This window comes from Paraburkholderia phenazinium (assembly GCF_900141745.1).
GTDB lineage: Bacteria > Pseudomonadota > Gammaproteobacteria > Burkholderiales > Burkholderiaceae > Paraburkholderia > Paraburkholderia phenazinium_B.
In genome coordinates this window covers 3,694,989-3,710,739 of the sequence record NZ_FSRM01000002.1, presented here as the reverse complement: position 1 = coordinate 3,710,739, position 15,751 = coordinate 3,694,989, and the positions used below count along the sequence as shown (strand labels likewise).

The following is a 15,751-nucleotide window of genomic DNA, read 5'->3' as shown; positions in this document are numbered from 1 at the left end:
GGCGCAGCGGCCAGAAGCCGCCAGCCCGCAGCAGTGCGACTCAGTGCAGCGTGCGCTGCCGGCGCGCGAGATCGCCGAACAGCTCGCTGCTGGGTTCGAGCGCGAGAAGCCACGACTCGTCGTAGCCGCTCAGGTTGTCGAGCGCTTCGCGCAGTCGCTCCAGCGCGACGGCAGGAAGCTCGACGCTGGCCTCGACGCCGCTCGACAGACGCGCGATGCTGGCCAGTTGCACCAGGGCATCCGCCGCTTCGGCGACGTCCGCTGCGAACACAAGGTGAGTATTGAGCAGCTCGACCAGACCCGGGGATGTCGCAACATCTTCGACGTTTAACTGCACGGCCAGAAACGTGGCTTTGTTCATCCCCGAGCTCCTCACGGACTGTACATGGCGGCGAGCGGTTCGCCTGCTGTGCGTTGCGTCAGCAAGACCCAGTATAGGCGAGGCGGGGAGGGATTCAATGCTCACACGAATTCTCGCCCGCTCTGGACAACGTTCTGCAGCGTGGCCGGCAGGCTGCGCACCCTATAATGGTGCGTGCGGATTCTCCCCTGAGGACCGTTTTATGTGCAGTGCAGCATGCCGTGTGGCACACGGTCTGCGTGGGCTATCCGGTTGGCATATCCATCATGAAGATTATCCGCAGCAGGACATTTACGGCTGAGCGCCCATGGGGCGCACTCGATATCGCCAACATGCGTGGCATCACCACGCGGTTGCACTGGACGGATCAGCCGTACAAATGGCACGTCAACGACGGCGAGGAGGTCTTCGCCGTTCTGGACGGCCGGGTTGAGATGCGTTACCGCGAAGCGGGCGAGGAGCGCTCGGCGATGCTGGAGACAGGCGATGTCTTCTACGCATCGGTCGGGACCGAACACGTTGCGCATCCGGTGGGCGAGGCGCGCATTCTCGTGGTCGAGTCCGAGGGTAGCGTTTGACGTTGGCGGGCCTCATGTTTGTCACGCCGACGCTTGAAGATTGATTGACTCACGTGCCGAGGATTATCAGATGACAGAAAAGTCGCAACGTGCAGCTACACAGGTTCTGATTGCTGTTTCCATCGCGGCCGCGCTCAGTGGTTGCACGACGATGCCGTGGGGCGGAACATCCTACGACAATACTTCGGGGGGGTACCAGACCAACGGCGCGCCAACCGGGGCGGTGGCCGCCGGCTACTATCGCGTGAATCCTGGCGACACGCTGCCGGGCATTGCTGCCGCTTATGGACAACGTCCACAGGATCTGGCGCGCTGGAACGGCCTTCAGCCCAACGCCAGCGTGACGGTGGGTCAGGTGCTGCGCGTGTCGCCGCCGCCGCCGGTGCCGGGGAACCCGGCGCCAGGCTCGGGTGCAGTGGCGCAGCAGGGGCAACTGGTGTGGCCGCTGCGTGGACCCGTGCTCAGACCGTTCATGCCGGGTAGCACCAAGGGTATCGTGATTGGCGGCAGGATCGGCGATCCGGTCAAGGCGGCCGCCGCGGGACGGGTCGTGTACGCGGGCACCGGCATCGAAGCATATGGGCCGTTGATCATCATCAAGCACAGCGACTCGCTGATTACGGCGTATGGCCAGAACAGCACGTTGCTGGTCAAGGAAGGCGATGCTGTCACGCAAGGGCAGACCATCGGCGAGGTGGGGGCGGATAGCCGGGGCATCGGCTCGATCCAGTTCGAGGTGCGTCAGGACGGACATCCAGTCGATCCGCTGAACTGGTTGCCGAAGACGGGCGGTTAGTGCGCGGTCGTTAGTGGCGTAGGAAGCGGGCGTCAACCATAGCGCGCGTGGCTCGTCCGCTTGCCATCGCGCCTTAAACGCCGCTTGCAATTTGTCTGTGAGCCATGCGCTGTTTTCGACCGGTTTTCAGCGCCTCCATAATTGAATACACTGGTCGATTATCACGTCGTCGCCCAGGCCGGGCGCGAGCCGAAATTGGCGCGGGCCATGGCGCCCTCACACAGGAATTCCACATGATCGATTTGCGCAGCGATACCGTCACCCGTCCGAGTCAGGCGATGCTGGCGGCCATGATGTCCGCCGAAGTTGGAGACGACGTATGGGGCGACGACCCGACCGTGTTGCGTCTGCAAGCCGCTGTGGCCGAGCGCACCGGCAAGGAAGCGGGCCTGTTCTTTCCGAGCGGCACACAGAGCAACCTGGCCGCGTTGATGGCGCATTGCGGACGTGGCGATGAATACATCGTCGGTCAGGCGGCCCACACCTACAAATACGAAGGCGGCGGCGCAGCGGTGCTCGGCAGCATCCAGCCGCAGCCGATCGAAAATGCCGCAGACGGCTCGCTGCCGCTCGACAAGATCGTGGCCGCCATCAAACCTATCGACGATCACTTTGCGCGCACGCGGTTGCTGGCGCTGGAGAACACGATCGGCGGCAAGGTGCTGCTGGCGGGTTATGTGGCCGAAGCGGTGCAACTCGCGCGTGAGCACAAGCTGGCGACCCATCTCGACGGCGCGCGTGTCTTCAACGCGGCGGTTGCGTCGGGCAAGCCGCTGACAGCGCTGTGCGCGCCGTTCGATTCGGTTTCGATCTGCTTCTCAAAAGGACTGGGGACGCCGGTGGGGTCGGTGCTGGTCGGCAGCAAGGCGCTGCTGGAGAGCGCTCACCGTTGGCGCAAGGTGCTCGGTGGCGGCATGCGCCAGGCGGGCATTCTGGCGGCGGCCTGCCTGTACGCGCTCGATCACAACGTCGAGCGCCTCGCCGAGGATCACGCGAACGCCGCGCATCTGGCCGCGGGTCTCGCGCAGATCGATCAGATCAAGGTGCAGTCGCAGGCCACCAACATGGTGTTCGTGCAGTTTCCAAAGCAACATTGTGCGCCGCTCGAAGCGTGGCTGAAGGAGCGCGGCATCCTGACCCAGATGCTGTACGCGTCGCGTTTCGTCACGCATATGGACGTGTCGCGTGCGGATATCGACACCTTCCTCGCCGCAGTGAAGGGATATTTCGCGGCGCATTGAAAGGCCGAACGGCGACCGCCGCTCGTTCCACGGCGACCGCCGCTCGCTCCACGGCGACCGCTTATCCAATACTTCGCACGGCTATCGCCACCGTTACTTCGCCGACGTCTGCGCACGCCCCGACGCACGATGCGACGGTGCGAACAGCCGCAAGCCACTGGCGATACTCGCCGCGCCGGCAAACACCGCACCCGCCGACAATGCCAGCGTCGGCCCATGGCGCCCGGCGATCCCAAAGCTCAGCGCCACCAGCGCGGCACCCGTCGTCTGACCCAGCAGGCGCGCGGTGGCGATGATGCCGCTCGCGCCGCCGCTGCGCTCGGGCGGGGCGCTCGCCATCAATGCCTTCAGGTTCGGCGACTGGAAAAAGCCGAAGCCCGCTCCGCACACCGCCATCCGGATGCCGATATCGAGCACCTGCGGATGCGCCGGCAAAAGCGCAAGCGAGGCCATGCCCGCAGACAGCACCGCCAGCCCGATCGCGCCCAGCAGACCGGGGGGATAACGATCCGACAGGCGTCCGGCGAACGGCGCAGCGAGCGCAACGACCACAGGCCAGGGCGTCATCAGGAAGCCGGTCTCGACCTGGGTGCGATGCAGCACGTCTTCGAAATAGAACGGTAGAGAGACGAACGCCAGCCCTTGAGCGGCGAATGAACAGATCGCGGTCACCGCCGATAGCGCGAACACCGGCAGCTTGAACAGATCGACGGGCAGCATCGGCGCCGGGTGGCCGGCTTCACGCTTCATCAACAGCAAACCGAACACGACGGCAACCGCCGCAGCAATCAGCACATATTGCAGCGGCTCACGCTGCGCGGCTTCGCCAAGAGCGAAGATCAACGCGGCAAACGTGATCACGTTCAGGACGGCGGCGACCCTGTCGAAATTGTGAGTGCCGCGCGTGGTATGGGGCAGGGCCGGCATCGCGAACACCAGCGCGCCGATCCCAAGCGGAATGTTGACGGCGAACAGCCACGGCCACGTGCCGAGCGAGAGGATCAGCGAGGCCACCGTCGGCCCCACCGCGAACGACACGCCGACCACTAGCGCGTTCAATCCGAGCCCGCGCCCGAGCCGGTGGGGCGGGTATAGATCGCGAATCAGCGCGGCGTTGACGCTCATGATCGCGCTAGCGCCCAGGCCCTGCAACACCCGCGCCGCAGCGAGCAGCGGCAGCGTGCCCGACAGCGAGCAGGCGAGCGACGCAACGGTGAACACGGCGATCCCACTGAGATAGATCCGCCGATGGCCAATGATGTCGCCGAGCGCCGCAAGTGGCAGCAGGGTCGCGACTACCGCGAGCTGATAGGCATTGATGATCCAGACCGATGCCGCGGGCGCCGCGTGCAGGTCGGCGGCGATAGCCGGCAGCGCGGTATTGGCGATCGCCGTATCGAGCGTGGCGAGCGCGACGGCCAACATGAGCGCCGCCATCGCGCGGCGGTTGCTGGCGGACATCGGCGCGTCGCCAGGCGGGGCGTAGTCGGGGGAAAGCGGTGTGTTCACGGACGAGGGACAGGCTGTTCGGGTGGCGAGCGGGCAGGCGCGAGGCGATGAAGCGCTCGCCTTCCGGGACCGATGCAACCGCGCAGATCAAAGGGGCGCGCGGGCGCTTGACTGATGCGATGCGCCGACACGCTGCGGATGAGCAGATTGTTACAGAGCCGGCAAAATCCTGCTGGCAGATACGCAGGGTGACGCTCTTTACGGAATGGCAAACTTGGCAGTGAAACGCAACTAACGGTCAAGCCAGCACAGCGACTACAAGCACTGGCGCTTATGACTTCCGTAAGCCTTAAGCGAAAGAAGCCAGCAAAATCGACAGCTTGCGAATATGCGCCTTGAATGCCTCAGTCGTATCTCGCTCATGCCCCGAGCTCAAATGCGGCGCTTCGGCCAGTTCAACCTGCTGCTGGAATTCGTCGGCGATCTGGCGCCGTGTCTCCGGAGGAAGTGCCCGAATCAGCGAGACCAGCAGCAGTTCCTGGGCGTGGAACATTCCGAGCATGGATTGTGCGTTCATCTCGACCTCCGTTGTAGCAGGATGAAGAGAGCGGGCGCGGTGCATGCCTGCGCTGGCCATGCCGTCGTGGACCTGCCTTCTTCTTCCTCCATACTAGTGCAGGCAGGCCAGTCGATTGAGGCGCGCTTGCACCGTATGTGTGCTTAACTTGCTCTTGCGCGGCTTCAGCAGTCGCAGCAGGCATGTTGCGTGCAACACCGGTGGCCCGGTGTCCCGGTGACGGGATGACGGAAATGTCCTACTCTGCATATTTACCCGCCTGACCGGCACGCGCCTCCCGTCCGTCATCTGTGCGGTTTGCGTGTGCTGTGTCGCAGCACTTACCGGAGGCCTCAATGACAGCCGTGGATCTGGAGTTCGACCAGCTCAACAGCACTGTCGATGCGCTACGGCGCTCAATTTCAAACCGCATGATGTACGGCGTCGGTAAGGACGCCGTCACTGCGCGTCCTCATGACTGGCTGCACGCCGCTGCGCTTGCGGTGCGCGACCGGCTGGTCGCCCGCTGGATGAAGACCACGCGCCTGCAGTACGAGCAGGATGTGAAGCGCGTGTATTACCTGTCGATGGAATTCCTGATCGGCCGCACGTTCACCAATGCGCTGCTCGCGCTCGGCATCTACGAGCCGATGCGCGAAGCGCTCGCGGGCCTCGGCGTCGACATGGAAGCGTTGATCGAGATGGAGCCGGACGCGGCGCTCGGCAACGGCGGCCTTGGCCGTCTGGCAGCCTGCTTCCTTGATTCGATGGCGACGCTCGGCATCCCCGGCTTCGGCTACGGCATTCGCTACGAGTACGGCATGTTCCGTCAGCAGATCGTCAACGGCGAGCAGGTGGAAGCGCCGGACTACTGGCTGCGCGCGGGTAACCCGTGGGAATTTCCGCGCTCCGAGATCCAGTATCTGGTTCACTTCGGCGGCCGCACGGTACAGCGCGGCGACTACGTCGAATGGATCGATACCCAGCATGTCAACGCGATGGCGTATGACACGGTCATCCCTGGCTACGCAACGAGTGCGACGAACACGCTACGCTTGTGGTCCGCGCGGGCGTCGGAAGAGCTCGATCTGTCAGCGTTCAACCGTGGCGATTACCGCAGCGCCGTCGACGCGAAGACGATGTCGGAGAACGTTTCGCGCCTGCTTTACCCGGACGACTCCACACCAGCGGGCCGCGAACTGCGCTTGCGGCAGGAGTATTTCTTCGTCTCGGCGACGATGCAGGATCTGATTCGCCGCTATCAGCGCACGCATAGCACCTTTGGCCGCTTCGCCGAAAAGGTCGCGGTGCATCTGAACGACACCCACCCGGTGCTGGCGATTCCCGAGCTGATGCGCCTGCTGATCGACGTGCATCACGTGCCCTGGGACAAGGCGTGGGGGCAAATCCAGCAGATGTTCTCGTACACCAACCACACGCTGATGCCCGAAGCGCTGGAGACGTGGGATGTCGAGACGCTGGCGCGTCTGTTGCCGCGCCATCTCGAAATTATCTTCGAGATCAATGCGCAGTTCCTCAAGCATGTGAGCGAACAGTCCGGCCACGATGCCGAAATGATCCGGCGCATTTCACTGGTGGACGAATACGGCCAGCGGCGCGTGCGGATGGCTTATCTCGCAATTGTGGCGAGCCAGAAGGTCAACGGCGTCTCGAAGCTGCACTCGCAACTGATGACGCGCGATATCTTCGCCGACTTCGCGCGCATCTACCCGGAACGCTTTACCAACGTGACCAACGGCATCACGCCGCGGCGCTGGCTGGCGCAGGCGAGCCCGTCGTTGTCGTCGCTGATCGACGAGCAGATTGGTACCCACTGGCGCCGTGATCTGTTCGAGCTCGAGAGGCTGCGCGATTTGCGCAACGACAGCGCGTTTGTCGACGCGTTTCGCGAAGCGAAGCGGCAGAACAAGCTGCGCCTTGCGCATCACCTGGCCCACCATACGAAAATCTCGTTCGATCCGAATGCATTGTTCGATCTGCAGGTGAAGCGTATCCATGAATACAAGCGGCAGCTTCTGAACGTGCTGCATGTGATCGTGCGTTACAACCAGATTCGCGCGAATCCTGAGCTTGACTGGGTGCCGCGCGTCGTGATGTTTGCGGGCAAGGCGGCCTCGGCCTACCGGATGGCGAAGACCATCATCAAGCTGATCGGCGATGTCAGCGAGAAGGTCAACCATGATCCTTTGATCGGCGATCGCCTGAAGGTGGTGTTCGTGCCGAACTATGGCGTGAGCGTCGCGGAACTGATCATTCCGGCTGCGGATCTGTCTGAGCAGATTTCGATGGCGGGTACGGAGGCATCGGGTACCGGCAACATGAAGCTGGCGCTCAACGGCGCGCTGACGATCGGCACGATGGATGGCGCCAACATCGAGATTTGCGATGCGGTTGGGCGGGGGAATATCTTCATCTTCGGTCATACGGCCGACGAGGTGGACAACCTGCGCGCAGCGGGTTACAGACCGCGTCAGCTATATGAGGAAAACCCCGAACTGCGCATGGCGCTCGACCAGATTCGCACGGGCTTTTTCTCGCCCGACGATCCGCTGCGCTTCTCGGACATCTTCCATACGCTAGTGGATTGGGGCGATCACTACATGGTCCTGGCGGACTTCGCGGCGTTTGCCGAGGCCCAGAAGGAAGTGGATGAACGCTTCCGCAACCCGCGCGCATGGACCGAAAGCGCGATCGAGAACGTGGCCGGCATGGGGCAGTTCTCGTCTGACCGTACGATCGGCGAGTATGCACGGGAGATCTGGCATGTGAAGCCGCTAGATATGTCGTAATGAGTCAGCGCTGTGCCGCGAGGATGTGTGCGGCACAGCGTGAACTGAACTGTTGTTAAAAGACGCGCCGCGCGTCTCTAAGGGCAGATCAACGTGTGCGCGTAGCAGACGCGAACTTAACGTGCAGGCGTCCAGCAACCATCTCTTCGCCGTCCGCGATGACCATCGTTTTGATGGTCATGTTTCTGTCGACCGCAAACGGGCTGATGAACAAATTCGTCCCGATCGAAATTCGCGACGTCGTGTCTTCCGCGTCAGTTCGTGCCTGGATGTCGCGCTGAATTCCTGCAAGCGTTTCGGACGGAATCGGGTTGTCGATCAAGACACGGTCGCCCTCGCTGATCTGGACGGTCAGAGAGTGGAAGGGATGATCGGTATCCGTGATCGCAAAGGCTACGATGCAAAGCTTGGGCAGGACCGTCGGATTGGCGGGCACTAAAAGATCCCCACCGTAGAGCCCCATGATTGAAGTCTTGAAGCCTATTTCAACTCGTACGTCGTCGCAGAAATGACAAAAGGCATAGCGGGTCATTACTTCTCCGCGAATGATTCAGCGACTGCCTGCTCGATCAAAGGCCGAAGCTCATCCAGTGTGATGCCCAACGCGTCGGCCAACTGCACGGCGGTGGCGAACTGTATTTTTACCTTGCCTGCTTCAATTTTTGCGATGTGGGGTTGGCTCGTGCCGAGTTTCTCGGCGAGTGCCACCTGAGAAAGTCCCTTGCTGAGGCGCATCTGCGAAAGCGATGTTGGTGTTCCATAAAACTCGTTGGCCAGTCGCTTCCGTGCCGCGGACAAGCGAGAGGCGTACTCGGGATTGGCTTTTTCGCGGGCTGACAGGATGTTCGCGGCAGAGACTGCGCCGGGTCGCCGCGGACGTGCTGCTGCCTCACGGGCGTCGATCCAAAGTGCCAATGCCGAGGCGGACGACTGACACGTTTGAGCATCGCTAGTGACGAATAACGAGTCCCATGAACTCGTACTCGTCGCAAATTCGGCGGGTGATGTGGTGATCTGGCTCATAGTTGTAGGCGCTTCTGCGCAACTCTTCGTGAAATTTGTGGAATTGGTCGTCGCCGACTCATTCGCTACAGAATCCAGACAGAAAACGCTTGCGACACTGTCGATTCACGTTTCCTCACGGCGCCAACGTCTCCGAAGTCTTCACCGCATGCAACCCCAACTGCCCGTGCTGGAAATCAAGCAGCACGTCAATGTTCTGCATTGCCGTCAGCCCCACCACGATCCGGTTCGCACCCGGCTTCGTCTTGGCGATCGTGATCTGCGCGCTCTCATAGCGATGTCCCCACGAACCGACGCCAAGCCCCACGTCGTAGTTACCTTGCGCGAGCACGTCATTCTCCTCGCCGTCGCCGGTCCAGTTGGGCGCCTTGTCGGTCTCTACGCGAATCATCTCGGTACTGCCGGTCGAGAACACCACCGGCGCGCAGAAGCGCATCTTGTCGGCAATCTGCACGCAACCGACCGGCCACTGCAGCGCACCGGCTTGCGACACCGTCATCGGAACCATCGTGAAATTGTGCGTGAGGCCCGGTGACGGGCTCAGGATCACAAAAGGTTTGTCGAAATTCGCATGCACCAGATAGCGCTGACCGAGATTGCCCGGCAATGCCCGCAGCGGATTCGTACAGCAACCGTCGAACGGTTGTGCGGCGCCGGCGCCGAATACACCTGAGAACGCAAAGCCGAACTCGCCGGTATATCCATCCATGGCGAGGCAGTGTTTGTTGTTGCGCTGACAGCGCACGTCGTTGACAGTTTGTGCGCTCACTTCAACCGGTTTGGTGCCAATCACGCTAACAGGCAGCCTGACAGACGGTCCGGAAACCTGGGCGCCATTCGCGAACGTCATGGACGTCGTGGCGCCCGTGACCGGATAGTTCGTTCCCGGCAACACCTTGGAGAGCACGCGCACGCCTTCGGTGCCGCTGTCGAAGGCCATGTAGACGGCTTTGCCGTCGAGTTGAACCGGCATGCCGAGCCGCGCGTGACCTTCATCGGCCCGTTCGACATGCAGCGGGATAAGCACGCCGTCATTGCCGCCGTTAATTAGCGTGGCTGCGGGGGCGGGAGGCGTCGGAACCGGAAAGGTGACGCTGCAACCACTCAGCGAAACGACGCCGCCAGCAAGCGCCGCGACTGTGAAAGCACTCAGGAGATGGCTGCGAATGAAGCTCAGGGAATTTCGGGACAGCAGGGACATGGGGCACACTTTGCAAAAGAGCGTGTCCCAGACGGAGGCGGTGCATCGTAAACGGTGAGGCGAGCCGCAGTGACGAACTGTCGCGAAGGCCCGTCGCCTTGTGGGCGGTGGAATTGGGCGCGTGCGGAGCCTGCGGGAGGGAACGCGGGATCAACAGAACCGCAGACTCTACCCGCCTCCCTATACCGAAATGAAGAAAAATGTAACAGCTTGATCCGGATCAACGACCCAGCGAAAAATCACGTGGTTGGCGGATCACGCTCTCCACCGCGCGGCCGAGGATGGCCCGGTCCAGCGCGCGGGCTAATGCGCCGATTACTTCATCGAGGGTGCGTGAGATGACTTCTACGCGAAAGGTGATGCGCTCGTTGCGCTTGTCGATGGTCACGACATAGAGCCGCAGATTCTTGCCGAGCGCGGCTTGCAACGCCCGCCTGCCGGTTGTCGAAGAGGTGCCGGGTACCGTCACATCGAGGGTGACGAGAGGTACACGGACTGGTGCGGAGGGTGCGGAAGAAGCAGGTGAGCGCAAACCTCGCGGGGCGACCGTAGCAGGCGTGGCGGTGGACTGTAACATCGTGGGGCGCCGCCACGGAGGTCGGCGGCGTGTTGTGGAGACGAGTCCACTTTAGCCGCGCGAGTCTCAAGCGAGTGCAAAAGCTCGCCGTGTTCAGGTTAATTTTGTGTTAACGGGGGAGGGTCGGTGCAAACGGCGAGCGTTGTCGCTTTTTGCCGCTGCTTCTACCGCCGCGTTTATCACCTGATGCCGCCAGGTCAATCTTTCGGAGCCTGAGCCGGCGCTGCCGCCATCGTTTCCCGAACGGTCTGCGCCACCCGTTCGACGAACTCGAGATCGACGCTCGAAAGCGCCTCGCGCTCACCGCTGCTGGTCTGGACCATCAGACGATGCGTGACGTCCTGGGTGATCCACGTGAGCCAGCCCACCACCACCAGCATGATCCCGCAGACAATGCCGACAGATGAGCGGAACACGCCGCCGGCAATCGCGCCGATCAGGCCGATCACCGAGATCGCCACGGGCAGGATCTTGTTCTTTTGCACGGTAACGACGCGCACGCTCTGGATCTCGCGCAGCGGGAAAACCTGCCCGGCGGAGGAGAGTGCATTGCGCGTGACCGAGACGCCACGGTCGTTGAAGGGGATTTCCATCAGGTTGAATGCAAGCGGTAGCAAAGGGCGCAGGGTACCAGAAGCGGGGCGCGAGCAGGAAGGGGCGGGGTGACGCAGACGGTTACTTAAACGTACAAACGCCCGAACGAAGTGCCCATGACAGGCGCCTTCGTTCAGGCGTTTTCTGTTCTCACGGCACGTCCCGGGGGCGTGCTGCCGCCCGGGACGCAGATTCCGCTTAGAACTTGACGCGGATGCCCGCGCGAACTGCCAGCTGCGAGTCCGTACCGGAAACCGGCAGGTAGCTGCTCGTGCTCACGCCGATCTGCGATTGCAGGGCGGCGCCGTTTGCGGCCTTGCCCTTGGCGTCCTGATACACGCCGAGCAGGTACACGTCGGTGCGCTTGCTCAGTGCATAGTCGACGCTGGCGTCGACCTGGTTCCAGTGACCGTTGGTCAGATCTTTCGCCTGCATGTACGTGTAGCCCAATGCGCCCGTCAGTGCCGGCGTGATCGCGTACTTGGCGCCTGCTTCATACGCATTGAACGTCGTCATGTGGCCGACGATCTGCTCGATGTTCGTGTGCGTCCACAATGCCCACAGCGTAGCCGGTCCGATCGAGTACTTGGCGCCGACGCCAGCCGTAGCCAGGTCCTTCGCAACGCCTGCCGCACCCGTAACCGACGATGCATTGGCGAGCGTCGTCGAGAACGACGGTGCTGCCGAACCCGGGAAGCGGATATCGGTGTACGCGGCGCCGATACCGAACGGGCCGTTGTTGTAGTTCAGGCCGAAGCTGTAGGCCGACGACGAACCGCTCGAACCCGGCGAGCCTTCAAACGCGCCAGCCTGGTTCGAGAAGCCGTACATCGCACCGAACGTCAGGCCGTAGAAGTTCGCGCTGGTGAACTTGACCGAGTTGTTGATACGGCTCGACGTGAGCTGATCGATATCGTTGATGTGGTAGCCGTAGTTGCCTGCGACGGTCTCGCCGCCGTTGGCATACGCGCCGCCCAGATAGTCGGTGGAGAACGAGTACTGACGGCCGAACGTGAGCGAGCCGATGGTGTCCTTCGTCAGGCCGACGTAGGCCTGACGGCCGAACAGGGCGCCGCCTTGACCCAGCGCGCCCGTGCCCGAGTTAAAGCCGTTTTCCAACAGGAAGATGGCCTTCAGACCACCGCCCAGATCTTCGGAGCCGCGCAGGCCCCAACGGCTGCCTTGCGAGACGCCGTCACCATATTGATACAGACTTTTGCCGCCAGTGCCTGCATGGTTCACGTAGGTGACACCTGCGTCGATCAAACCGTACAGGGTCACGCTGCTTTGTGCGTGAGCGGCGCCAGCGAACGCTGCGAGGATCGCGGTGGCTAAGACTTTCTTGTTCAAGAGATTCTCCGGTTTAAATGATGCAATCGCGCGAGAAGCGAACGCGCGCCTGACTCTTTTGGCCGGTCACGCGATGGCGTGAAATGTAAGGGAAGGGGGTGAAGGCTCTGTGACAGACATGTAATAATTGAAATCGTCGTACAAATGCAACAATTCAATTTCAAAACTTGAAATAGTCCGGCGCTTGGGCGTCGTTTGTGCGTATACCCGGAGTACCTTCGCGGAGGGCGGTGGGGATGGCTTGTGAGCCACGCGACTCCATTATCGGTCTGCGCGATTGGTAATAGTTAGGGTGACTAAGTTATACAGAGCGGCTGACTTAGCCAATGAAGCAGCGGTGGCATCGCTAACGCCACCGCTCTCTCGCCGGTCAGTTCACACGGTCAGTTTGACAACAACGATCCCGAACGAAACGCCTTCGCCCCTGCAATACGGGCAAATTCCAGCCCGGCGGTCGCAAAGCGCGACAGGTGCCGCGCGTACATCACACCGGCCACGCTGCTCCTGAGCGTCACGACGCGATCCGTCAGCGGGTCGACAATATCGGCGATCTCATGGCCGGCGTCGACCCAGGTGCCGACTTCAGTGCGGTACACCAGTACGCCGCTGATCGGCGCGACGATCGGTTCAGCGCCGGCGAGCGGCGTGGCGGCGAACTCGAGCGCGGGCATCGGCGCCGCCGTACCGTCGATCACGCCGCGGTGCGTCAGATACTCGATGATCGCCTGCGCGTCGTGCTCGGCGAACTCATACGAAACGTTGCGCTGGCCGCGCAGTTCGATTGTCACCGACACCGAGCCGTTCGGAATCGGGAACCGGTCGCCGTAACGGCCGCGCAGATCGGACCAGCAGAAGCTGTGGATCTCGTCGAACGGATTGCCTACCGAATTTAGCGCCAGCAACGACGCCTTAGCTTCCAGATAGCGCGCGAGCGGCTCGACCTCCGTCCACAGGTCCGGATTGGTGTAGATGTGCATGGCCGCTTCCCAGTCGCAGTGCAGGTCGAGCACGACGTCGGCGTCGTACGACAGCTTCTGCAGCGCGAGGCGATGCGATTGCAGTTCTGTTTCCGGCTTGATTGCGTCGAGCGCCTCGCCCGTCGCGGCGCGGATCGCCTGGCGGTTGTGCTCGACGTCGTCGGTCAGGCGCGCTTCGATCACCGGCAGGACGAGGGCCGCCAGATCATGGAAGTTGCGGTTGAAGTTCTGCGCGGTGGTGGCTTCGAAGCGGCCCATGTGATGGCCGAGAAAGTGCTGGTTCAGGCCGATCGGGTTTGCCACCGGCACGATAACCACCTCGCCTTTGATCTTGCCGGCGGCCTCGAGCGCTTCGAGCTTGCGGCGCAGGGCCCAGGACACCAGCATGCCGGGCAGTTCGTCGGCGTGCAGCGAAGACTGGATATAGATTTTTTGCCCGCCGCCGGGACCGTAGTGAAAACTCGTCAGGTTGCGTGCGGTGCCGAGTGTCGGGGAAATCAGCGGATGGGTTAGCGTTTGCATGGTCTCTGAAGCGCGGCGACCTCGCGGGGAGTCGCGCTATGTCGTTGATTTCAGTTTGGAAAATCGAATTTTTCAGCGGCTTGCAGTGCGTCGGGCATGGCCGGCGCCGCGAAGCGTAATCGCTCGATCTTAGCCGATAAGCGAACGCAATGTGGAGTAGCCCACCAGCGCGAGCGGTGATTGCACGCTGCCCAAACGAAACGGGCCCCGCCTGGAGCGGAGCCCGTTGGAGCCATTTCGCGGTGGCGCGGCAAGCCGCGCCAGCTGCGATCAGCTGCCGTACACGTCGAACGTGAAGTACTTGTTCTCGAGCTTCTTGTACGTGCCGTCCTTGATGATGTCGGCAATCGCCTTGTCGACCTTGGCCTTCAGGTCGGTGTCTTCCTTGCGCATGCCGATGCCTGCACCATTGCCGAGGACCTTCTCGTCGATGATGTCTTTACCGGCAAACTCATAGCCTGCGCCACGCGGGGTCTTCAGGAAGCCGATGTCCGCTTCAACCGCGTCTTGCAGCGATGCGTCCAGACGGCCCGACAGCAGGTCGGTGTAGACCTGATCCTGGTTCTGGTACGAGATCACCTTGGCGCCCTTCGGCTCCCAGTAGGTCTTCGCATACGTTTCCTGGATCGTGCCTTGTTCGACGCCAACCGACTTGCCCGCCAGCGATGCCGGCGTCGGCTGCAGACCCGAACCCTTCTTGGTCACGAGGCGCGTCGGCGTGTTGAACAGCTTCGACGAGAAAGCGATCTGTTCCGCACGTTGCGGCGTCATCGACATGGACGACAGCACGCCGTCGAACTTCTTCGCCTTCAGTGCCGGGATCATGCCGTCGAAGTCGTTTTCAACCCATACGCATTTTGCATTCAGACGCTTGCAGATTTCATTGCCGAGGTCGATGTCGAAACCGACGAGCTTGCCGTCCGAACCCTTCGATTCAAACGGGGGATAGCTGGCGTCGACACCGAAACGGATGGTGGTCCAGTCTTTCGCATGTGCGCCAATCGAGACGGTGGCAAGCAGAGCAACCGTCAAAGCCGCTAGCAGTTTTTTCACTGTTTTACTCCTCGGTGGTAGTTCGTGTTACTCCCGCGGACGGTTGTGCCGCCGCGAGATAGTGCCCGGCGCGACTCACGACCGGGCAGGTTGACCGGCTGCGGACCCAGGCGGCCAGCAGCGCGGGCAAAGCTTATCAGGTCAAAAAGTTTACGTACTCAGTAAAACACCGGATGGCGTCTTGACAGAGCGAGAAGAGTTTGCGTGCGGACTGCGGTTAAATCAAGTGGGCTAATTGACGTACGTTCAACTAGCCGCCGGTCATACCCGAACGAGGAGCGTCTCATGCGCGATGCATGAAGTGCGTGAAGCGCGGACGACGAATTCCAGGAATTTGCTAATTGAATCAAGGACATTCGGGCCGTGAACAGGCTGCGTGAGCGGATGTCTGCCAAGCGTTGATGCCGCTCATGCGGGCTTTCTCGCCACGGCTCGCGTGGCAGCGACGCTTCGAGTGAATCGGGCGTGTGCGTGTGACCTACGTGGCTAAAAAACGCAAATACGTGACGCAAATGAGCAAGTTTGCGTGCGCGCGCCCATCGGGCCGCACGCGTGACGATCGCGCCAACAGATTTGTCCACCCTTCTCGCCGGCGGATTGAATACGGCATGTTCAACGTTTAAGCCACTGGGCGATCCGCCTCTTCAGACTTCGCCGTGCCGC

At 61.9% G+C, this 15,751-nt stretch carries 15 protein-coding genes; 4 read left to right on the top strand and 11 right to left on the bottom strand.

Annotated features, from left to right (window positions below):
• Positions 1 to 40: 40 nt before the first annotated feature.
• The gene (locus tag BUS06_RS36515; protein WP_074269095.1) at positions 41 to 361 is read right to left on the bottom strand and encodes a hypothetical protein; all 321 of its coding nucleotides are present in this window, start codon (positions 359 to 361) and stop codon (positions 41 to 43) included.
• Positions 362 to 627: 266 nt separating this feature from the next.
• Here BUS06_RS36515 and BUS06_RS36510 point away from each other — a divergent pair, with 266 nt between their 5' ends.
• The 3 genes from BUS06_RS36510 to ltaE all read left to right on the top strand — a co-directional run bounded on the left by BUS06_RS36510 (position 628) and on the right by ltaE (position 2,976).
• The gene (locus BUS06_RS36510) at positions 628 to 939 is read left to right on the top strand and encodes a cupin domain-containing protein (protein WP_074269516.1); all 312 of its coding nucleotides are present in this window, start codon (positions 628 to 630) and stop codon (positions 937 to 939) included.
• A gap of 70 nt (positions 940 to 1,009) precedes the next feature.
• Positions 1,010 to 1,735 (top strand): peptidoglycan DD-metalloendopeptidase family protein, encoded by a 726-nt coding sequence (locus tag BUS06_RS36505; RefSeq protein WP_074269094.1) that lies wholly within the window; start codon positions 1,010 to 1,012, stop codon positions 1,733 to 1,735.
• 233 nt (positions 1,736 to 1,968) lie between these two features.
• On the top strand, positions 1,969 to 2,976 hold the full coding sequence (gene ltaE / locus BUS06_RS36500) for a low-specificity L-threonine aldolase (RefSeq protein ID WP_074269093.1): 1,008 nt from the start codon (positions 1,969 to 1,971) through the stop codon (positions 2,974 to 2,976).
• A gap of 93 nt (positions 2,977 to 3,069) precedes the next feature.
• Here ltaE and BUS06_RS36495 read toward each other — a convergent pair whose 3' ends face one another.
• Positions 3,070 to 4,437: an MFS transporter gene (locus BUS06_RS36495; protein ID WP_083611756.1), complete on the bottom strand. Its 1,368-nt coding sequence runs from the start codon at positions 4,435 to 4,437 to the stop codon at positions 3,070 to 3,072.
• A gap of 337 nt (positions 4,438 to 4,774) precedes the next feature.
• Complete coding sequence (locus tag BUS06_RS36490) at positions 4,775 to 5,002, bottom strand: hypothetical protein (RefSeq protein ID WP_074269091.1); 228 nt, start codon at positions 5,000 to 5,002, stop codon at positions 4,775 to 4,777.
• Positions 5,003 to 5,337: 335 nt separating this feature from the next.
• Between BUS06_RS36490 and BUS06_RS36485 the strand changes: the two genes are divergently transcribed.
• Positions 5,338 to 7,791 (top strand): glycogen/starch/alpha-glucan phosphorylase, encoded by a 2,454-nt coding sequence (locus BUS06_RS36485; RefSeq protein WP_074269090.1) that lies wholly within the window; start codon positions 5,338 to 5,340, stop codon positions 7,789 to 7,791.
• A gap of 88 nt (positions 7,792 to 7,879) precedes the next feature.
• On the opposite strand, the gene BUS06_RS36480 is transcribed toward BUS06_RS36485, so the two are convergent.
• From BUS06_RS36480 to BUS06_RS36445, 8 genes are all read right to left on the bottom strand, one after another.
• A complete protein-coding gene (locus BUS06_RS36480) occupies positions 7,880 to 8,323 on the bottom strand; it encodes a hypothetical protein (protein WP_074269089.1) in 444 nt (147 codons plus the stop codon).
• Positions 8,323 to 8,814 (bottom strand): helix-turn-helix domain-containing protein, encoded by a 492-nt coding sequence (locus BUS06_RS36475; RefSeq protein WP_074269088.1) that lies wholly within the window; start codon positions 8,812 to 8,814, stop codon positions 8,323 to 8,325. Before BUS06_RS36475 ends, BUS06_RS36480 begins: the two co-directional genes overlap by 1 nt.
• Before the next feature lie 115 nt (positions 8,815 to 8,929).
• The gene (locus BUS06_RS36470) at positions 8,930 to 10,015 is read right to left on the bottom strand and encodes a hypothetical protein (protein WP_074269087.1); all 1,086 of its coding nucleotides are present in this window, start codon (positions 10,013 to 10,015) and stop codon (positions 8,930 to 8,932) included.
• A gap of 220 nt (positions 10,016 to 10,235) precedes the next feature.
• Positions 10,236 to 10,592: a hypothetical protein gene (locus tag BUS06_RS36465; RefSeq protein ID WP_074269086.1), complete on the bottom strand. Its 357-nt coding sequence runs from the start codon at positions 10,590 to 10,592 to the stop codon at positions 10,236 to 10,238.
• A 197-nt stretch (positions 10,593 to 10,789) separates the two neighbouring features.
• Positions 10,790 to 11,185 (bottom strand): DUF6232 family protein, encoded by a 396-nt coding sequence (locus BUS06_RS36460; protein ID WP_074269085.1) that lies wholly within the window; start codon positions 11,183 to 11,185, stop codon positions 10,790 to 10,792.
• A gap of 199 nt (positions 11,186 to 11,384) precedes the next feature.
• Positions 11,385 to 12,536 (bottom strand): porin, encoded by a 1,152-nt coding sequence (locus BUS06_RS36455; RefSeq protein ID WP_074269084.1) that lies wholly within the window; start codon positions 12,534 to 12,536, stop codon positions 11,385 to 11,387.
• A 383-nt stretch (positions 12,537 to 12,919) separates the two neighbouring features.
• On the bottom strand, positions 12,920 to 14,035 hold the full coding sequence (locus tag BUS06_RS36450; RefSeq protein WP_074269083.1) for a succinylglutamate desuccinylase/aspartoacylase family protein: 1,116 nt from the start codon (positions 14,033 to 14,035) through the stop codon (positions 12,920 to 12,922).
• A 270-nt stretch (positions 14,036 to 14,305) separates the two neighbouring features.
• The gene (locus BUS06_RS36445) at positions 14,306 to 15,088 is read right to left on the bottom strand and encodes an ABC transporter substrate-binding protein (RefSeq protein ID WP_074269082.1); all 783 of its coding nucleotides are present in this window, start codon (positions 15,086 to 15,088) and stop codon (positions 14,306 to 14,308) included.
• Between the last annotated feature and the right edge of the window lie 663 nt (positions 15,089 to 15,751).